Annotated in this window: 14 protein-coding genes; 6 read left to right on the top strand and 8 right to left on the bottom strand. The window is 44.7% G+C overall.

All coding sequences use genetic code 11. The features are described from left to right. Window positions 1-193 precede the first annotated feature (193 nt). The 4 genes from FFR00_RS04700 to FFR00_RS04685 form a co-directional block, all read right to left on the bottom strand. Entirely contained in the window at window positions 194-871 is a 678-nt protein-coding gene (locus FFR00_RS04700; protein ID WP_137672209.1) for a hypothetical protein, read from the bottom strand. 142 nt (window positions 872-1,013) lie between these two features. After that, a complete protein-coding gene (locus tag FFR00_RS04695) occupies window positions 1,014-2,264 on the bottom strand; it encodes an outer membrane beta-barrel protein (RefSeq protein WP_137672208.1) in 1,251 nt (416 codons plus the stop codon). Next, window positions 2,254-4,572, bottom strand: coding sequence for an EAL domain-containing protein (locus FFR00_RS04690; protein WP_137672207.1), 2,319 nt, complete (start codon window positions 4,570-4,572; stop codon window positions 2,254-2,256). Before FFR00_RS04690 ends, FFR00_RS04695 begins: the two co-directional genes overlap by 11 nt. A 15-nt stretch (window positions 4,573-4,587) precedes the next feature. Beyond that, window positions 4,588-5,244, bottom strand: coding sequence for a methylamine utilization protein (locus FFR00_RS04685; protein WP_161985091.1), 657 nt, complete (start codon window positions 5,242-5,244; stop codon window positions 4,588-4,590). Between the two features lie 663 nt (window positions 5,245-5,907). On the opposite strand from FFR00_RS04685, the gene FFR00_RS04680 reads away from it, so the two are divergent. Next, window positions 5,908-6,432: a hypothetical protein gene (locus FFR00_RS04680; protein ID WP_137672205.1), complete on the top strand. Its 525-nt coding sequence runs from the start codon at window positions 5,908-5,910 to the stop codon at window positions 6,430-6,432. Window positions 6,433-6,475: 43 nt separating this feature from the next. Here FFR00_RS04680 and FFR00_RS04675 read toward each other — a convergent pair whose 3' ends face one another. After that, on the bottom strand, window positions 6,476-6,652 hold the full coding sequence (locus tag FFR00_RS04675) for an ATPase (protein WP_235836157.1): 177 nt from the start codon (window positions 6,650-6,652) through the stop codon (window positions 6,476-6,478). Between the two features lie 176 nt (window positions 6,653-6,828). Between FFR00_RS04675 and FFR00_RS04670 the strand changes: the two genes are divergently transcribed. Further along, on the top strand, window positions 6,829-7,047 hold the full coding sequence (locus tag FFR00_RS04670; RefSeq protein WP_137672204.1) for a TIGR02450 family Trp-rich protein: 219 nt from the start codon (window positions 6,829-6,831) through the stop codon (window positions 7,045-7,047). Window positions 7,048-7,083: 36 nt separating this feature from the next. Here the strand turns inward: FFR00_RS04670 and FFR00_RS04665 are convergent, their stop codons facing one another. From FFR00_RS04665 to FFR00_RS04655, 3 genes are all read right to left on the bottom strand, one after another. Beyond that, complete coding sequence (locus FFR00_RS04665; protein ID WP_137672203.1) at window positions 7,084-7,362, bottom strand: peptidylprolyl isomerase; 279 nt, start codon at window positions 7,360-7,362, stop codon at window positions 7,084-7,086. Window positions 7,363-7,576: 214 nt separating this feature from the next. Further along, window positions 7,577-8,236, bottom strand: coding sequence for an NAD(P)H-dependent oxidoreductase (locus tag FFR00_RS04660; RefSeq protein WP_137672202.1), 660 nt, complete (start codon window positions 8,234-8,236; stop codon window positions 7,577-7,579). Between the two features lie 412 nt (window positions 8,237-8,648). Continuing rightward, window positions 8,649-11,978 (bottom strand): alpha-amylase family glycosyl hydrolase, encoded by a 3,330-nt coding sequence (locus FFR00_RS04655; RefSeq protein ID WP_137672201.1) that lies wholly within the window; start codon window positions 11,976-11,978, stop codon window positions 8,649-8,651. A 456-nt stretch (window positions 11,979-12,434) separates the two neighbouring features. Between FFR00_RS04655 and FFR00_RS04650 the strand changes: the two genes are divergently transcribed. The 4 genes from FFR00_RS04650 (at window position 12,435) to FFR00_RS04635 (ending at window position 18,364) form a co-directional block, all read left to right on the top strand. After that, window positions 12,435-14,351, top strand: a complete 1,917-nt coding sequence (locus FFR00_RS04650) for an alkaline phosphatase D family protein (RefSeq protein ID WP_137672200.1) — start codon at window positions 12,435-12,437, stop codon at window positions 14,349-14,351. 109 nt (window positions 14,352-14,460) lie between these two features. Beyond that, on the top strand, window positions 14,461-16,605 hold the full coding sequence (locus FFR00_RS04645) for an RND family transporter (protein ID WP_137672199.1): 2,145 nt from the start codon (window positions 14,461-14,463) through the stop codon (window positions 16,603-16,605). Further along, window positions 16,605-17,324, top strand: coding sequence for a hypothetical protein (locus FFR00_RS04640; protein WP_137672198.1), 720 nt, complete (start codon window positions 16,605-16,607; stop codon window positions 17,322-17,324). Before FFR00_RS04645 ends, FFR00_RS04640 begins: the two co-directional genes overlap by 1 nt. After that, window positions 17,315-18,364 (top strand): 3-oxoacyl-ACP synthase III family protein, encoded by a 1,050-nt coding sequence (locus FFR00_RS04635; RefSeq protein ID WP_137672197.1) that lies wholly within the window; start codon window positions 17,315-17,317, stop codon window positions 18,362-18,364. The genes FFR00_RS04640 and FFR00_RS04635 overlap by 10 nt, the downstream gene beginning before the upstream one ends. Window positions 18,365-18,474: the final 110 nt, after the last annotated feature.

The raw sequence follows: 18,474 nt of genomic DNA, 5'->3' as shown, positions 1-18,474 counted from the left end.
TAGTGTAGTTGACTCTAGCAGTTGGAAAAACTGGGTAGTAGTTAAATCACTTTCAATTAAATTTTGATAATCGAGACACTCGTTAAGAGATTAGCTGCATAGCGATGAGTACTGACTTATCCGTTTACATGAAGCCTGTTACTGCGGTAAACCCTTAAGCCGCTATGCTAATAAACAAATACAGAGAGTGGCTTTAGGGTTGAGACTCTTCCACAATCACGATGCTGCCATTGGTATTGGCTACCACTAAATATGCACCGCCCAGCTCACCAATAGCGCAAAGATCTAAGGTGTGTTCTCCCAACATTGCGTCGTTACATTGGGCAAAGGCAAAGCTATCGGTGACTTTCCCTACTTCTGTCGTCGCCAAGTTGATGTCGCGACTTTGGTCTTTTAACACTTGCTGGCTGTTACTGAATACTCGCAGATAATAGTTGTGTTGTTGATGGATAGTCGATTTTTCGAATATGGATAATTGTGGCAAATTGTTATTGTGCCAAGCTACAGCCCAATAGCTGCCACGGTGATTTAAGTGCTTGTTTACTCTTACTCGTTCAAGGCGGCTATTGCTATTTTCAATGGCAAATTGGCTTTCATTGTTACTCTCTATCCAGCGGTGGGTAAGGTCTTTACTGGCGCTAGCCGAGTTTAACTGGGTTACCCTAAAACGCGAGTCAAATATGTCACTGCTATAAGCCACACTTTTAAGATAAAAACCGGTGGCATTGGGCTGGGCGTTAATATAAGAAATTTTTGCTGTTCTTGGTTTATCTACATGATCGAGTAGTCTATCGCTGGTATTGCAGGCGGTTAAACCAAGGCTAGTAAGTATGATTAAGCTAACAGACGCTAGGCGGAGAATTCCATTCATGTGGGGTCCTTAAATGCAGTAACGCGATTCATCACATGATAGAGGGTTAGCAATTTATCTCAGTGTGTAGAGTGTCAGTATGCTTAAGGCTTTGTCATTAAATGTCAGTACCAAGCATACTTCTACGTTATAAGTTAAGTGCTTAAAGGGCGCTAAAGAAATAACGAGCGGCTAGCTGAAACAGCTGCTCATTACTGTTTTCATCTAAGCCATGCAAAACCCGTTGTGGTCGCTGGCTAGATAACCATTGATACTCGCCAGCTAAAAACCAGTTTTTGTTTACGCGGTATTGATAGGCGCAGGTAAACCCTTTGCCACGTTCGTTGTTGTTATCGAGTGGGGTGTTGTCTAGGTCGGTATTCCTAAAGGCCTCGGCGCGAACACTAACTCGGTGTTTTTTATTGAAGCTGCGGGAGAGCAAGACAAAGCCGTTAGCAAAGTCCATATTTACCGCGTCTACTCGGTCGGGCGACTGCATCAAAGTAGATCCATTCATATATTGCCAAACAAGTTGCCATTGTTTGGCAAAGCGCCATTTTCCACCTAAGTGAGCAAACTGGGTTCGCCATGCATAATCGCCATCGTCAATTAAGTAGGGTTTGGCCATGTTGTCGTAATAACCTAGGCGAAATAAAGCAGTGCGATGAATGCTCCAATCCAGATTAGTGTGATAACCCGGTCGGTAGTCTATCTCTTTAAACGGATTTGAACGTTGTGATTGATCTGAGAGTGCGGGCTGTTTTAGCTCTGGGAAAGACCGTGTTTCTCCATAAAGGGTTTGTCTAGAACTGCTTGTCCAGCCATGCCAAGCCAGTAATGCGCCCGCGGGATCATTGTTTACAAATAGCATGGCACTTAGGGATAGATTGTGGCTTGAGCCCGAAAACTTACCTATTCGCTCTAATTTAGCTTCTATGCCGGTGGTGCGGATCTCTTCACCCACCCAAGTATTTAAGCTAGAGGCATTTAAAGTATAAGGTGTGGCCCATGCGGTAGCAGTGTTTTCTAAGGAAATACTGGGGTACATAATGCCTAAACGAGAGGACCAGCGCAGGCCGTTTTCTGAGGGCAGACCTTTGTAGCTAGCAAAGGCTTCGCTAAAACCTAGCGCGCTATCTTCGTTATCTAACCAGCCATTTAGCACCAGTTTTGCCGCAAAGCCATTGTCCCAGTGCGCGCCTAAATCTAAGCCAGCTTGGGCAATAGACAGATGACTGCCGTTTGAATAAGCAAATTTACCAAAGCCACCTTTTAGGTAGCTATCGGTACTGTTTACCTGGCTGGCACGTAAGTCGAGTATGCCATTGGCAGTAAACTCGGTGGCCATGCTGGCTTGTTGTAGCGTTACTGCCAGCAGTGCAATAGCGCCGCGTAGTAATCCCTTAGTTGGCAAACTCTATGCTCTCCTGAGCGAGTAATTGGTACAATTCGTTGGCTGGTTTTGGGCGACTAATAAAATAACCTTGCGCTAAGTTACAGTTGGCTTTTTCTAACCAGCGCAGGCTGGCTAAATCTTCTATCCCTTCTGCTACTACGCTTAGTCCCATGTTATGAGCCAGTTCAATGGTCGATTTCACTATAATTGCATCATCGGCGTCAATCGCCAATTTTTGGACGAAAGATTTATCTATTTTGAGTTCATGAACCGGCAAGCGTTTTAGCTGTGCGAGCGATGAATAACCAGTGCCATAATCGTCGATAGAGAGTTTAAAACCGCGCTCTTTGAAACGGGCTAATAAGGCAATTGCGGTTTCGGGGTCGTCGACCAGGGCACTTTCAGTGACCTCTAAGGTGAACGATTCAGCGCGTAGCTGTTTGCTTTCAATATTCTGGCAAATGAAGCTATAAAAGCTTTCATCTTTAAGGTTTTCACCTGAAATATTAATCGCAATGTTGATGTCGATACCTTGTACTTTCCAGGCCAAACTTTGTGATAAGGCCTCTAAAAATACCCAGCGAGTGAGTGGGTTTATTTGTCCGGTATGTTCGGCAATTTCAATGAACGAATCGGGAGGAATCATCCCCAGCTCTGGATGTTGCCAGCGCACCAAGGCTTCTACATGGGTAATCTTATTCGCGGCAAAGCTGAACTTGGGCTGGTAATGCAAGATGAGCTGATTGCTTTGAATCGCCTTTTTTAAGTCGTTAATTAGGCTCAAACGCTCTACCGTATTGGTATCGGTGCTTGGGTCGTAAATATAACAGTGGCTACGAGACTCGCGGCAATGATTTAAGGCGGCGTCGGCCTTTTGAACTAGTATTTGTGGGTCTTGGCTGTGCTCTGGATACAGTGCTACCCCCACGCGAATTTGTAGCTGTAAATGCATGTCTTGGTAGTTGCAGCCCTCATGCATTTGCATGGCAATATTATTGAGTTCATCACGGGCAGTGTCTCGAGTGATGTTAGGCAATACCAATACAAATTCATCGGCGCCAATGTGACACAAAAAATGCTCACTCTGTAAGGCCGTTAAGCGCTTGCCAGCTTCTTTTATCAGCTGGTCTCCGGCTGTATGGCCTAGGGTATCGTTCACCTCTTTCAAGCGGCAGATATTGAGATGAAAAAGCGCAAAAGGGGCGCTATTTTGTTCGGTTAAATCTTGCAGTTTGCTGGCTAGCCAATGGCGATTAGGCAGCTCGGTAAGAGGGTCGTGTTGCAGCCGGTGTTTAATCGCTTGTTCACGGTTTAGCACCTTCTCTTGCATGCTATTAAATTCGCTAGCTAACTGGCCTAGCTCGGTTTTATCGTTAACCGACACCGGCTTTTGGTATTCACCTGCCGCGAGGCGTTTAGCTTGTTTAACCAATAACTTGATAGGCCTAGTGATGTCATCAGCAATTAAATATGCTGCAACCATTGAAATGATGAGGGTGAGTATGGTGATGAGTAAAATTTGTAACCAGCTTTGCTGAATCACCGCCACAAGGTTGTCACGAGAGCTGTGCAACAGCACATAAAAGTTCGCGCCACCCGCAGCGCTATATTGCTGTTTTAATGAAATAACATCGCTGGAAGTAGGATTTATTAAAGCTTTAGCACTGGCAATATGTGCAAGAGGGTTACTCGAGCCCAACAAAGACCAATGGTTTTGTTGCTCCAAAATTAAATCGGCCTGCAAGCCCGTTAGCGTTAAGAAACTCTCGGCTAAAGGGGTAGATATTTCGTAACCAAAACCTGCCCAGCCAATAATGGCAGGGCCACTTTTTAAGGGCGAAAGGTGTAGCTGATAAAGCTGCTCGCCAATTACGTAATAAGGAGGCAACTGGCTTTGTTTTAAGGCTGGCATAAACCCAAAGGCTTGGCCTTGCTGAGCGCCACGCACCACTTTCTTGTTCTGATTGTTTTGATAACTATTGACCAATTGCAGCTCAATCATACCTGAAGGTGTCACTACCATGGCTAAGTCGGCGTTGATGCGTTTACCGTGGTTAAGTAAGGCAATGGCTACACTGCGCTGGTCTTCGCCAAACACACTTTTTAAGCCATAGTCGTTGGTCACCGTTTCTGCAAAACTGGTGAGGTAAAATTCGCGCCGATTAAATTCACTATCAAACAAGGCCTTGGCTTTACTTAATTGCGAGTCGATGGCTATGCGTTCTTTTGTGCGCAAAGAGTCGTAAGTAGACCAAAATGAAATCGCTTGTAGCAAAAGTAGCAGTGAAACAAACAACAGCAGAATTTTGGTTTTAATACTTTTCATCGGCGCTCCTGCCAATTAGTAGTCTGAGAGGAAATCAAAATCATCCGGATTTTGTTGTTCAAATTCAGCTTCCAAGGCATGGGGCAAGTTTAATGCGTGAGTGCCAGTTTGATGAATACTAATGGTCTGGCTAATTTGCTTGTCTGCCGTTTTTAGTTCAGGGTGCCATACAGTAAGCTGGTAGTCCCCAGCGCTTACTTGTTCAAAGTTAGCCCGGCCTTGAGAGTCTGTTTTATTAAATAAAGGCGTATCAACCAGCAGTAAGTAAGCTCCCATCCAATCATGAATGTTACAACCCATAGGCACTACGCCGCTGTGATTAAAATCGCTCTTACTGTGTTGCTCGCCAGCCTTAATTTGAAATGAAAATTTGTTTTCCCCCACTGCCGAATATATGTGGTGAGTAATATTGTCATCATTATTAAAATCAACCTTACTGCCACGTTGCGCCACGCTAATGTAGGGAACGAAGGCTTTGTCGCGCTGGCCAATGGTGACTGCTGTTTGGTTGATATGTGGGAGTTGGTGACCAATTGGCGTAAGGTAAACCACCACGTCTTGTACTGGGTTGTTATCCGGACTATTCACCTGTACTGCGTAATCAAGAGTTTCTGCTGCTTGGCTTAGCATGCAAGGAAATACAACAAGTAGGGTAAAACAATATTTGCTCATCGGCATCCTTTGCCACTTAGTCGTGAATGATGAATGGGTAAATTGAGTTTATTCTCCGAGAACTAAGACCTAGTAATCCCACTAAAAATTGCAGCTGAGATGTCTAGTAAGCTAAGACACAAAAAAACAGCGCAATAGTGACCCTGACCATCAGTTTATAGTTTAGCCACTTACCTGATAAATATTGAGGCTTTGATGCTTTATTTGAGAAGCATGAAGGAAAATAACTAGCTTGAGTTGGCTAGTTAAAGAGTTGCTAAGCAACGAGGCCAAAAAGCCAGTTGGGACAACAGCAGTGATAAAACCTTTAGCCAATGAATCTGTGGCTCTAAGAAAGGCCGTTTAGGTAAGCTAGTTTTTGCGTTGAGTGACAAAAATTCGAACACTCAATTGAATTGTAACTAGGTATAAACAAATTGTTCTTTTATAAATAGACTAACTGTTATCTAGAGTTAGTTTATTGTGTTGCCCTAAATATACCCAGTAGGTCGCCAAGTACTCGATATTTCAATTATTCATATGCTGTTTGATTTATTTGTCATTAATCTCATCACATTTGCACTTAAGATGTCTTTATCTACCTGTTTTATTTATGTTTTAATCCTCTCGCAAGTTTTTATATAAAAATCCAATAAAGGATTAGTATTACGGCTAAGGGAAGAGATGAAAAACATAAGCTTATTGGCTTTATTACTTTGCGCAGTAATAGGCCCACTACAAGCAGAAGAGCAAAGCGCGACTGAGTCTGAAGATCACTTTTGGTTAGAGCCAGGGCTGTCATATGGAAAGCCCACGGTGAGTGGCGGTTTAGACATGAGATATAATTTCTCCGATTACACGGTTGCTTTAGGTGCGATTAGCAGATTTGATGACTCAGGAGATATAAAACAAGATAGCACTTTTCGGTTATTGGCTGGGAAGTACTTTTATCCTGGGGAACATGAGTTTCTATTGGAAGTGGGGCTTGCAACGGTTCGATATTCCGAGACTGTACCTTATGAATCGGATGTTTCGACTGGGACGGAAACCGTTTATAACAATACTTTAGGTATTCCGGTTCGTTTCGCTAAGTATTTCAATGGCAAATATGTGGGCTTTGCTTTAACTGCTGATGTGATGTACACCAAAGAGGAATGGATTACTACGGCTGGCTTTAGCGTGCCTTTTGGTAAGCTTAGAAGGTTTTAGTAGTATGAATCAGTAGAGCAGTACGCTCTACTGATTCTAAATTCTATTCAGGCTTACGTTTGCCTGTCATAAACTCTTCTAAGATCTCTGGTGTTAATTCGCCCGCTTCTTCCAAACGTTTTAATTCAGCGACGATCTTCTTTTGATCTTCCATCGATGGAACGGGTAGCTCAGGCTCTTTTTCGATCCCTTCAGGGATATTTAGGTTATCTAACATCATTGCTTCTCGCTATAAAACTTCACTAGCTTAAGTATACCAGCAAATGGTGGATTCATAGCAGGGCTTTATTGTGTCACCATTTTAGTGAAAGAGTGATCGCTTTGTAGGGCTTAAGAGTTAGCTTTAGTAGCCAACAGCAGGCTTTTTTTGCTGGCCTAAGAGTAAGAATCAACCTTATGAAAAATCAAATAAACCCCAAGCGCTTACTGCATAGTAAGTGGACCAAATGTGAAGTTATAAACAAGATGAAGCATTTTATGGTAACGGAATTGGAGCTTGATGAGTTTCAAGTTGTACAGCGTTGCGTGATTCAGGCTGTTTATAACAAGCAAGATTTTGAGCTGGATTGGCGAGAGTTAAAAGATCTTAGCGTGTGGCGACAAGGTTGGAAATGAATCAAGTGCTGCCAAACAACACTTGATTCAAGCACGCTAGTTACGGCTAGTTACTTCCAATAAGTGATAACCAAATTGAGTTTTCACTGGGCCGTGCACGGTGTTTAGTGCTTCGTTAAATACTACGGTATCAAACTCTGGCACCATATCGCCTTTGTTAAACTCGCCTAATTCTCCGCCATTGGCGCCAGATGGGCAGCTTGAATGTTGCTTGGCGATATCGGTAAATGCTGCTCCACCTTCAATTTGTTTTTTTAGATCTAAACATTGCTGTTCTGTGTCTACTAAGATGTGGCGTGCACTTGCTCTTGGCATGGAAAATCTCCTAAATATGATGAATAAAACTACGGTTTAGCGGCTTACGCTAGCTACTGAGCCGTTGCTGTGTGCAAATGTAGTTGGCTAGCTAGGCTGGTGTCAAATGAAACACAAAGTCTTGTGAGCAGATAAGGTTTGTATCGAGTAAAAAGTGCGGGGACAGAAAACACAAAAGCTGGCAACACAGCCAGCTTTTTGAGTGTTTTGGCGCTTACAAAACAGTAATGATGTCTTCTTCTGCAAGGCGGGCTTTTGGTAGGCCGTGATTGTAGTCTTCACCATCTAGGTGGTAGCCAATCGCTAAAGCAAAGTCACATACGTAGCCATTTAGCTCTTGCTCAAATATTTCGCCAAGCAATGCAGGATCAACGCCTTCCATTGGCGTGGAGGCTATGCCCAAACGAGCAAGTACATGCAAAGTGTTTCCTACGGCTATGTAGGTCTGGGCTTTGGTCCAGTTGCCGTTAAAGCCGCTTTCGTCGGTATTTGCCTCCACAAAACCAAATGCACCGTTTAGCATGTTGTCGTACATTTCTGCTGGCAAATGGCCTGAGCTTACCTCTGCATCGACGACTTTACGGTAATCGTCTTTGCTGAAATGAGGGTTGTGTGCAAACAAAATAACGTGTGAGGCTTCTTTAGCGTGCGGTTGGTTAAACTGATGCATATTGGCAAAGCTATCGTGAAAGCGCTGCTTAGCTTGCTCACTTTCAATAACAATAAACTTCCAAGGTTGCGAATTAATCGAAGAGGCTGACAAGCGGATAGCTTGTTTAATTACCGTCATATCGTCTGCAGAAATGCGTTTAGTTGAATCGTATTTTTTAGCAGTGTAACGGCTGTTTAGATCGTTAATGATTGGATGAGACATTAGGTATTTCCTCAGAGATTAATTTCAATGAGCGCAGTTTACGAGCTTGCCATGCTGAGAAAAAGACCTGTTCTCTCCATTCATTATGGTTCTTTAAGTCCATAATCCACGATTTTATTGAGTCGTAAGTCCTAGCGGCGCTAGGGTGCAAATTGAGAAAGCAGGAGGCTCAAGGGTTTATAGCAGTGTTGATATTCCAAAAGTCAGCGCTTGGTAAAATTGGGCTGAAATTAGCCATTGGCTCCGGTTAGAAGCAGACACATCAAAAAATTGCCTTAACGGCTTAAGTAGGTGGAACATTCATTGGTTTGAGAGCGGTCAATAATCACCATTGATTGGGCCTTGTTAGCCTAGACAAAAAAAAGCCGCTCAATCGCTTGAGCGGCAAACTTTTAAAGTAAAGGCTGTTGGACTATAGCGCTTCGAGCAAAATTAACCCTTCGCTACCCGCAGAGAAGCTTACGCTGCCTGCATTTACTGTAGCGATGGTGCCATCGTAAGCATTGCGCACGCTAGTGCCATCATCAAAGTAGCTATCTACATTGATGTTTACTTGGCCTGAACCATCTACAACCACGACTACATTATTGCTAACGCCAGAGATTGGGTTGGTCCAAGTACGGGCAAACGCTTTACCGCTAGATTGGCCGCTTAGGTTGATGTGTTGACCAGCACCTACCGCTGGGTTATCACGACGGAATTGACCCACTTTTTGCCAGTGTTGGTGAACGCTGTTGCCAGACTTACTCCAATCTACACTTGAACGGCTACCTTGGTCTGCATCAGATCCACCGTCGCCATTTACGCGACCTAGCTCATCACCGTAGAACACTTGCACACCACCTGGTAACAACAACAATGCGGTACCAGCTCGTTTTTGACGAGTATCGTCACCGTTGTAGAATACTGCACCAGTATCATGGCTAGAAATATAGCTTAGTGAGTTCCAGTCGCTAGAAGCATTTACTTGGCTTGCGTAGCTAGCAAATACACTCAGCATGGTGTCGGCACTGTTTACCATGCCATCAATCGCACCTTTGAAGCTGAAGTTAATTACCGAATCAAAACCACCTTGAGTATGGTAATCAGATTGTCCAAGACCGTGACCAAATACTTCTGCCGTTGCCCAGAACTCGTCGTTCCAATCTGCGCCTGGCGCACTTGGATTGTTTTGACGCCATTCACTTAAGGCTGATTTAGACTCACTAATTAAATATGCCCAGTTATCGTTAGTCACGTGTTTTGCAGTATCAACACGGAAGCCATCAATACCGTAGTCTTTCACGTATTGTACTAGCCACTCAGTGATCCAATCACGCACACGTTTGTTGCCTTGTGCTTGGTAATCGCTTAAGTAAGCTTGACCAAAAGTAGACTTGTTGGCTAAGAACGGTGGAATACCCACTTGTTGAGTTGACTCAGTTTTAAAGTCTGGCAAGAAAGCCAAACATTTAGTTAAGTCGTCACCGCCACAAGCATCGTAACCAGGTAAACCAACGCGTACCCAATCTTTACCCCACCATTTCAACCAAAGGTTTTCATCACCGTCATAGTTGATAAAGTCATGGTAACCAAACCAGTTTTGGCCTGCACTTGGTGTCCAATTAGGACCCGCAGTGTCAGAACCATAGCTGAACTCGTCCATGTCTTTTAGGGTGTTGTAACCAGCGTGGTTCATCACCACATCCATGACTACACGGATACCTTGGCTATGCGCTTTGTCTACAAAAGCTTTAAACTCTGCAGGCGTACCCATGTTAGCGTCTAGGTTAGTGTAATCTTGTACGTAGTAACCGTGGTAAGCGTAGTGAGCAAAATCACCATCGTTACCGCCACCCACAAAGCCATGGGCTTGTTCGTAAGGCGCGGTTAACCAAATGGCGTTAATACCTAAATCAGTGAAGTAACCTTGATTTAATTTAGCGGTTAAACCAGCAATGTCACCACCGTGGAAAGTACCAATATTTTTACCGGTTGCATCAACACTTGGACGACCGTAAGAGTTGTTGTTGCTTGAATTACCGTCGTTGAAACGGTCGGTAATCACAAAGTAAACGTTGGCGTTATCCCAAGTAAAGTCAGAAGCCGTAGGCTGCTCAACTTTAGTGATGGTGAAACACTGATTAGCATTGCTGCTAGTGTTTTCTGCATACAAACATACTTGAAGAGACTCACCTATTGCTAGGTTGCTACCTACCGAAATTGTTGCGCCGCTAGTAAATGCTGTGCCGTTTACTGCGTCACTGCCGTCGGTTGTATATAAACCGCCAGTAACGTCATCGCCAGTAGCGTTTAAAGTAATGCTTACTTCGTTAGTCCAGAAGGTAGTTACCGCTGGGTCGATACTCACTTTTGCATCGTTTGATGGTATGTCACAAGTATCTGTCCAGCTTTGAGTGCTAATGATGTAACAACCATTCTTGTCGCGGAACAGGTCTTCGGTTTGGCTGTTGCCTTGGTTGCTAAAGATAAGCTTGCTTGAATCACTGTTGATAAACTTGTACTCAAACCAGTTTTCACCAAGGTCTGTCATGTTATCGCCAGGCCAACTTGTATCTGGTGTAGAACCAGCAGGAAGAGCATCCCAGTGATGAATAGACGGGGTCCAATCTGCTGGTGCATTTAAGTAAACAATAAAGCCAGTCTCTGGAACGGCAATTTTGTTGTAAGTGAAAGTTTGAATAACCGAGCCTTGAGGGTTAGCTACATAAACCTGTAACTCAACAGACTCACCAATGGCTAGTTCACCACCAATGTTTATGATGTCGCCGTTACTAAAGTCAACGCCTTGAGTACCGCCAGTAGTGCTTAACATGTAGCTACTAGAAGTGATGTTTTCACCTTTGTAGCTCAAGGTTACCGCTAGGGTGTCGGTGCTAAAGTCGCTGCTGCCTGGGTTAATCGCTAACTCAGGTTTAGTGGCAATAATCACTTCTTCAGCAGTAATTTCTTTGCTAGACGCGTTGAAACTAATGTTGTAGTTGGTGTTATCAACCACTTGGAAATCTTGGTTAGGGTAGTTTTCGCCCCAGCTACCGTTATCTGAACAAGCCGCTACTTTAAAGCGTGCTGGGCTTTCTTCACCTGCAAAGGCTTGGGTTAATTCGTAAAGCCCGCTTGCCGCGTTACGTACTAGTGGCGTTTGGCCCCAACCGTTTGCGGTACCACGGAAACACCATACTGCTGGCTCTGCACCAGCAATGGTAATGTCTACGCTGGCGGTATTACTTACTGCGCCTTGATCATCTGTCACTTGCAAAGTGATAGTTTGATCTTGGCTGAAGGTTACACTGATTGATTCAGTGGTTTCACCGGTGCTCCACGCGTAGCTAGCAATACTGCCGTCTGCGTCACTAGAGCCGTTGCCAGAGAATGTGATGCTAGTACCAGCATCTACAGTTTGCGCATTAGCGGGCGAGATAACCGCAGTAGGCGCTTGGTTGCTATTACAGCTGGCTACCGATACTACATCGATGTTTTTACTATCGCTGTAAAAGGTAATTTGCTGACTACCGGCCGATACGCGGTAGTCTGCATTAGGGTAGGCTTCTTGCCAGTCTCCCCAACGGTCTATCTTAAAACGTGGGTCATCGTTTCCAAAAGTTTGGCAGGTTTGAAACTGGGTACTGCTTACCTGTTCCATGGCAGTGGTTTGCCAACCATTTGGTGTGCCACGGAATTCCCATTCTGCTTGCGCAGAAAGCGAGGCCGTTAACAAACCAAGTAATACTACCTTGTTCATGTCATTTCCTTATTCGAATGTTTGTTTGCGATAGCCCTTTAGGCTTATCAACGTGTTAGCCAACATAAAATGACTCTTGGTGGTCATTTCTTGCGCGACCTTACATCTAGTCGAGTAAAAAATAGTCGCAAAAATGAGCAAAGTGAGTGCTATATCAAGTATTTATCTTCATTTTGTGATTGAAAAGGATTTCATTTTAACTGGTACGACTTTGTCTAAGTTATATGTTGCTGAAAGCGCTTAAGTTTATTTTTTTTAATACAAAGCACTGAAGAGTTTATTTTTGGCAGAAGAATTAAATGCCCTATAAGGTGTCGGCTTTTAGCTTTTTGTTTAAAAATAATTCGCTGCAGTAGTGTTGGTAGTTTTGGGGGCAACCTAGCGTGGCCAGTCGCTGAATTTATCTATTTGTAAACTCAACATGGTTATTTGTTTGCTCACTTGTATACTTTTGTTATGAGCAGAACAAATTTAGCCTTAGTGTTAGCTGGTCCTATCTTGCGAAAAATTAGCTCGCAACGTTTTTCTGTTTGGCTGGCCACCTCTCAGGCGGTTGATATTAGTTTGAGTTTGCAGCCAGAAGGATTGGCTGCGCGTGAGTTTGACCATCAGAAAATGGGCCTTTACACCCAACAGTTACCTGCAGGTGAGCATTTGTTTTATCAGCTCATCGATATCCCATTGGAAGAGGCTTTGCCTGCTGCAGTTTGGGTCGGGTATGATTTGAAATTACGGCTAGCGGACCAAACTAAAGACCTAAGCTGGCAAGAGTGGGCGCCAGAACTGGTGTACCCACCGCGCAACCTGCCGGGCTTTATCGTGCCGGGTGCGGTGAAAAAAATGCTTCACGGTTCTTGTCGAAAACCTCATCACCTTAGTGCCGATGGTTTAGTCAGGGCAGACGCTCATTTAGCCGAACACTCAATTGAGGATTGGCCGAGCTTGTTAATGCTCAGTGGCGATCAAATATATGCCGATGATGTTGCTACGCCAATGCTGGTGGCCATTCACCGTTTAGTTGAGCAGCTAGGAGTACCCAATGAACCTTTTGTCGATGCAAAGGTATCTGGGAGCGATGAGCTGCATGCGCAGGCTCATTATTTGTCACGCCAAGAATTACTGCCAATGGAAGGTGCTGAGCTGGCTCAAAGTGCTTTGTTTAATAGCATACGCAAGCCTATTTTTACCTCAGACAACGCTAATAACCACCTGATTTCTCTTGCCGAAGTATTGGCGATGTATCTATTAGTTTGGTCACCCAGCGCCTGGACGAATTTGGAGCTAAGCCCTCCAGAATCGCTTAGCTTAAATGAGCTAGACGAATACCTTAAGCAGCGTGAAACCATCATTAGTTTTAGTAAAGGCTTAGCCAAAGTGCAGCGTTTAATGGCGCATTTGCCCACGGCCATGATGTTTGACGATCATGATGTGACCGATGATTGGAACCTCACTGCAGCATGGGAGCAAAGCGCTTATGGGCATGCTTTCTCTAAGCGCATTATTGGCAATGCACTGGTTGGTTACTTGTTGTGTCAAGGTTGGGGGAATGCGCCTGAGCATTTCTCTAACGCGTTAATTCAGCAATTACAGCAAGCCTTGCAACAGCCCGGCAACGATAAACACCAACAGTTGATTGATACCTTATTGAGTTATCCGCAATGGCATTACCACTGGGATACTCAACCACCGCTATTGGTGCTAGATACGCGTACTCATCGCTGGCGCTCTGAGCGTAACCTTAACTCTCCATCAGGCTTAATGGATTGGGAGTCACTCACCGATTTACAACAGCAATTATTAGGTAAAGATGCGGTGATATTGGTCTCTCCAGCCCCCATCTTTGGGGTGAAGTTAATCGAAGTGGTGCAACGCGTATTTACTTGGTTTGGCAAACCCTTATTAGTTGATGCAGAAAACTGGATGGCGCATCCAGGCTCGGCTAATGCTTTGCTCAATCTATTTCGTCACCCCAAAACGCCGCAGCATTTTGTTATTCTTTCTGGCGATGTTCATTACTCTTTTGCCTACCATATTCAATTGCGTGGCCGCCAAGGTGGACCCGATATATGGCAAATTACCAGTAGTGGCATCAAAAACCAGTTCCCTGAAAGCTTGCTCAACTTCTTAGACAGAGCAAACCGTTGGTTATATTCGCCTAAATCACCGTTAAATTGGCTTACTAAGCGCCGCCGAATGAGGGTAGTGCCACATCGTCCCGAAAACGCCTCAAAAGGAGAGCGCTTACTTAATGTTTCTGGTATTGGTTTACTTGAACTGAATACCGATGGTTCTCCAAAATCAGTTAAACAACTCACCGTAGATGGCAATGTTGTCGCCTTTGAAATGTTCGAGCAAGACGCACACTGGGATTAGCGTCTTCAATTTTTTCAAATAAAAATAGTGGTTAGGTGAATGCAAATAGCTAGTCACTGGGTCTACTCAATCAAGGAAATCAATAAGCTGGGTAAAGGATGTAGAGTAGATGGCGAAATGGGAATGCTCACCGCTTTTAGTGAGTCTGCAGCAAACCTGGCTTAAAGGTGTGTGGATATTGTTACTGCTCGTTGCCGCAGCAGGCTTGCCTCAGCTGCAAGTGCAACCAAGTATTCAAGCTTATTTTGCTAAAGATGACCCGCAAGTATTGGCCCTACAACAATTTGAAGATGAGCACGCCCCAGCCGCAAATCTGTTACTGCTGCTATCTAGCGATACGTCCTGGAAAAATCGTGCTCAGTACCTAGCTGCACAGCAAGCCGTAGACCAGCTTCTCCTAGTAGAAGGTGTAGAGGCGATTAATCCCTTTACCTTATTGGGGCTGAACAACACGCTTCCGCCTGCTATTGCTAAACAGTTTGTCAGCGAAGATGGCAAGAGTATAAATCTTGCGATTAATGTTGATACAAATGTGGCGGGGAAGGCTAAGGCTCTACAACAGTTTTTTACTTCCTTAGATAGCCAATTGAGTAGGCTTAGCCAGCAAGCAGAGAATTCATATACTTATTTGTATGCTGGCGAACTGGCCTTAAGTCGGCAGTATTTAGCGGTTTTACGCCATGACTTAGCGTGGTTTGTGCCAGCTTTGCTGTTTAGTTTTGCTGTGCTGTTTGTATTGGTTATTCGCCAAGCTCGTTGGTTGTTAGGCATGGTGAGTTGTGCAGTGCTTAGTCTTACAATTAGCTTGGGGGTTGCGGCTTGGCTAGGTTTGAAACTAGCGGCAATAAGTGCATTTTTGCCTTTGGTTATTATCAGTTTGGCAATGGCTTATTCTAGTCATTTGTTTTTTGCTTGGCGGGGTCTTTTATGCACCAAAAGTGGAGAGGCTATTAGTTCTGCTCAGGCAATGCTTTTAGCTTTACAGCATAAGTTAGCGCCGTTGTTTTGGGGCGCAGTTACTACCGCGGTAGGATTTTTATTACTGTGTTTCAGCCCATCTCCTCCGATTGCAGATTTTGGCGTTATAGTGGCTTTTGCAGTGATGATAAATGCCTTAGCTTGCTATTCTATTTTGCCTTTATGGGTGAATAAAATTGGTGCTGAGAATTTAATTAAACAAGCCGCTAAAGCTAACGACAGCTCTTTTTATACGCGCTTATTAGCACACAGAAAGGTGCTATTGCTTGGGGTTACGCTGCTTAGCTCGGTTGCCTTACTGAGTGTTAAAAACCTTGCTTTTGATGATGACTCTCTGGGTTACTTCTCCGACGATAATGCATTTTCTCAGAGTCGTGATCAGCTTCAACAGCAGTTTTTGGGCATGCACAGCCTACGTTATCAAATTCTCGATGATGAGGCTTCTGAACCATTAACAGTAGCTGATGACCTAAGTCGAATACTGAGTTATTTGGCTAAACAAGACGAAGTTCGCCAAGTGAATAGTGCTCAAGACTGGCTAGATTGGATCGCGCAGGATCCTAGCGCCTTAGCTAAGTTAATGGCCATGCCGCAGAGTGATGGTCTTAGTCAGCAAAAAGCGCTGTTGAATGTATGGTTAGCTCCGTTGAGTAACCGGCAACTGATCGCTTTTGAGCAACGGGTTGCTGAGTGGGCAGCCAGCCAGCAAATACAGTTATCTGCTGCTTACAGTAGCCAGCTTATTTTCGCCAAGTTCAACCGGGTAAATGGCCAGGCTATGTTGCTGTCGTTTGCTGTGGCGTTGTTGTTGGTGGCATTGGTGGTTCTGGTATTACGCCGCAGTGTTTATTTAATGCTGCTGGCATTGTTAGCCAATGGCTTACCGTTACTTTGGGTGTTTGCGCTGTGGCAGTGGAGTGGACAACACCTTAGTTTAGGTAGCGCAGTGGTGATGGGCATGATGTTAGGCATTATTGTTGATGACAGCTTACATATATTGCTTAAGGTGCACCCTGCTAATAGTGTTTCCGATTTGCAGCAGCGAATGGAGAGTATTAGCCCGGCGTTATTGCTTACCTCTGGCGCTTTACTTGTGGGTTTCTCTTTAGGTGGCTTGTCAGACTTTTTACCGATTCAACAAATGAGTTTGTTGTCGGGTTTAAGCTTGGCTATCGCTTTACTGTTTGATTTAGTGTTGCTGCCCTTATGTTTGCCGCTTAAGAGCAAAGTTAACGCTAAAGTAAATACCGCGATTGAACAGGTTGGAGGTCATTGATGAGCTTTCTTCCTGATGAACGCCATGCCATGGGGCGTTGTTTTGCCACTCAAGCTGCGGTGCTTAGCCCAGAGCATGCTATTGCTCGTTGGGCGCAGCAATATTCACCCGATAGATTATCGTTTAGCGATAAACACAGCGAGGCCTTAGCCTTGTTGATGCCCTTACTACTGTGTGGAGAGCAATCTGCTCAACTGGTGTTTCAGCAACAAGCTAAAAACTTGGAACAACACAGCAACGCATTATCTATTAAGGCGTTGAACGAAGTTGAAGCCGATGAAGCCTGGCACGACGAAGCGCTGCAATGGGTATTTAGTCAACTGCCTGAGTTGGCACAACAACACAAAGTACGCCGCTCGGCTCAGCGATTTTATAGTGGCTTGGGGCGTAGCTTAAGTTTGCAACAACAGTTTATTCGTATTGCCAGTTTAGATGCCTGTGTTACTCAGCTGATGCAAATGATTGAGCGAGGAACTATCGGTAAAAACCATCCATTTTCGCAGCTGTGTGGTTTGATTAAAAAAGATGAAGCAAAACATGTTTACGTGAGTAAACACTTTGCTCAAGACCTTGGTGCCAGTGTGCAAGACATGGCCGAAGAGCGCTTGTTGGTCTTGCAAAAACTCATGACCTTGTTGAGTAGCCAAGCTCAGCAGTTCGAGATTATTGGTGTAGACCTTGATCAGTTACAACAGAGACTGGAGTTAAAATGGCGGTAAAGTTTGCATCCAACAATTTGAATTTACTGGCGGCAAATTATGTTTTGCCTAATCATCCGGTGAGTAATCAACAATTACTCGATCACTTGGCCGAGCATTGTGGGTGGCGGATGGCCAGAAAGGCAAAAATAATTGCAAAGCGCTTAGGTATTGAAGGGCGTTATTTAAGCCGCAGTTTTGCCCAGCCTCGCAGTCAAGCTTCACCAAATGGTATTAGCATGGCAAAACAAGTACTTGAGCAGTGCTTAAACGATGCGAGTTTGTCGGTGAACCAGCTAAATTATTTACTGAGCCATACCTGTACGCCACATACTCAAGTGCCGCCTAATGCTGCGTGGTTAGCCGATGAATTGGCTTATCATGGCGCCTATTTAGAGTTACGCCAAGCCTGTACAGGGTTTGCCAACGGCTTACAAATGGCCAGTGCTTTGTGTGCCGCCGACCAACAACCTGTCGCTATTGTGGGGAGTGAAACCGGCTCGGTGTATTTTGATTTGTCGCCAGAGTTTGTTGACCAGCAACAGCTGGTTAATTTTGTGCAAATGGGCGACGGCAGCGGCGGCGTAATTGTTGCGCCAGCCACTAAGCCAGAGCGTTTAATCAAAGACATTTACCTAGGGCAAATTGGCCACCAAAAAGCGCCAGGGTTTTATTTAGACTCGGGAGCCGATAGCGTGGGAGAAGCGCAAATGGCGCGCTTTCATCACAATATTCACGGTGTGCGAGAAACTGGGGCGCAGCTGTTTGAGCTGGGGTTACAGGCCGTGTTAGATCGCGGTTATCAACTGAGTGACTTTCGCTATATTTTACCCCACCAAGCAAATGGCCATATCGACAAGCTACTGAGTAAGGCACTTAACTACCCACAGTCGCAAATTATTAATGATGCCAAGCAGTTAGGTAACTTAGGGTCGGCAGCCATTTGGTTAAGTTTTGCCAAGCTTTTACAAAGCAAACCCTTAGAGCGTGGCGATCAGGTATTGGTGCTGGGGGCTGAGGCTACCAAGTACTTATATGGCGGTTTTGTCTACCAGCACTAGCCAAGCAGCACCAATAAGGCGGCACTAATACAGTCGCGAGGCGAGTCATCTTTACTGCTTGGAACATGTGTGAAACAGCAGGGCTACAAAGCACAATTACGCTCAGGCTG

Origin of the sequence: Agarivorans sp. Toyoura001 (assembly GCF_005405585.1) — a bacterium.
In the GTDB taxonomy this organism is placed as follows: domain Bacteria; phylum Pseudomonadota; class Gammaproteobacteria; order Enterobacterales; family Celerinatantimonadaceae; genus Agarivorans.
Note: the sequence above shows the minus strand (reverse complement) of the source record. Positions and strands in the feature narration are given on the sequence as shown.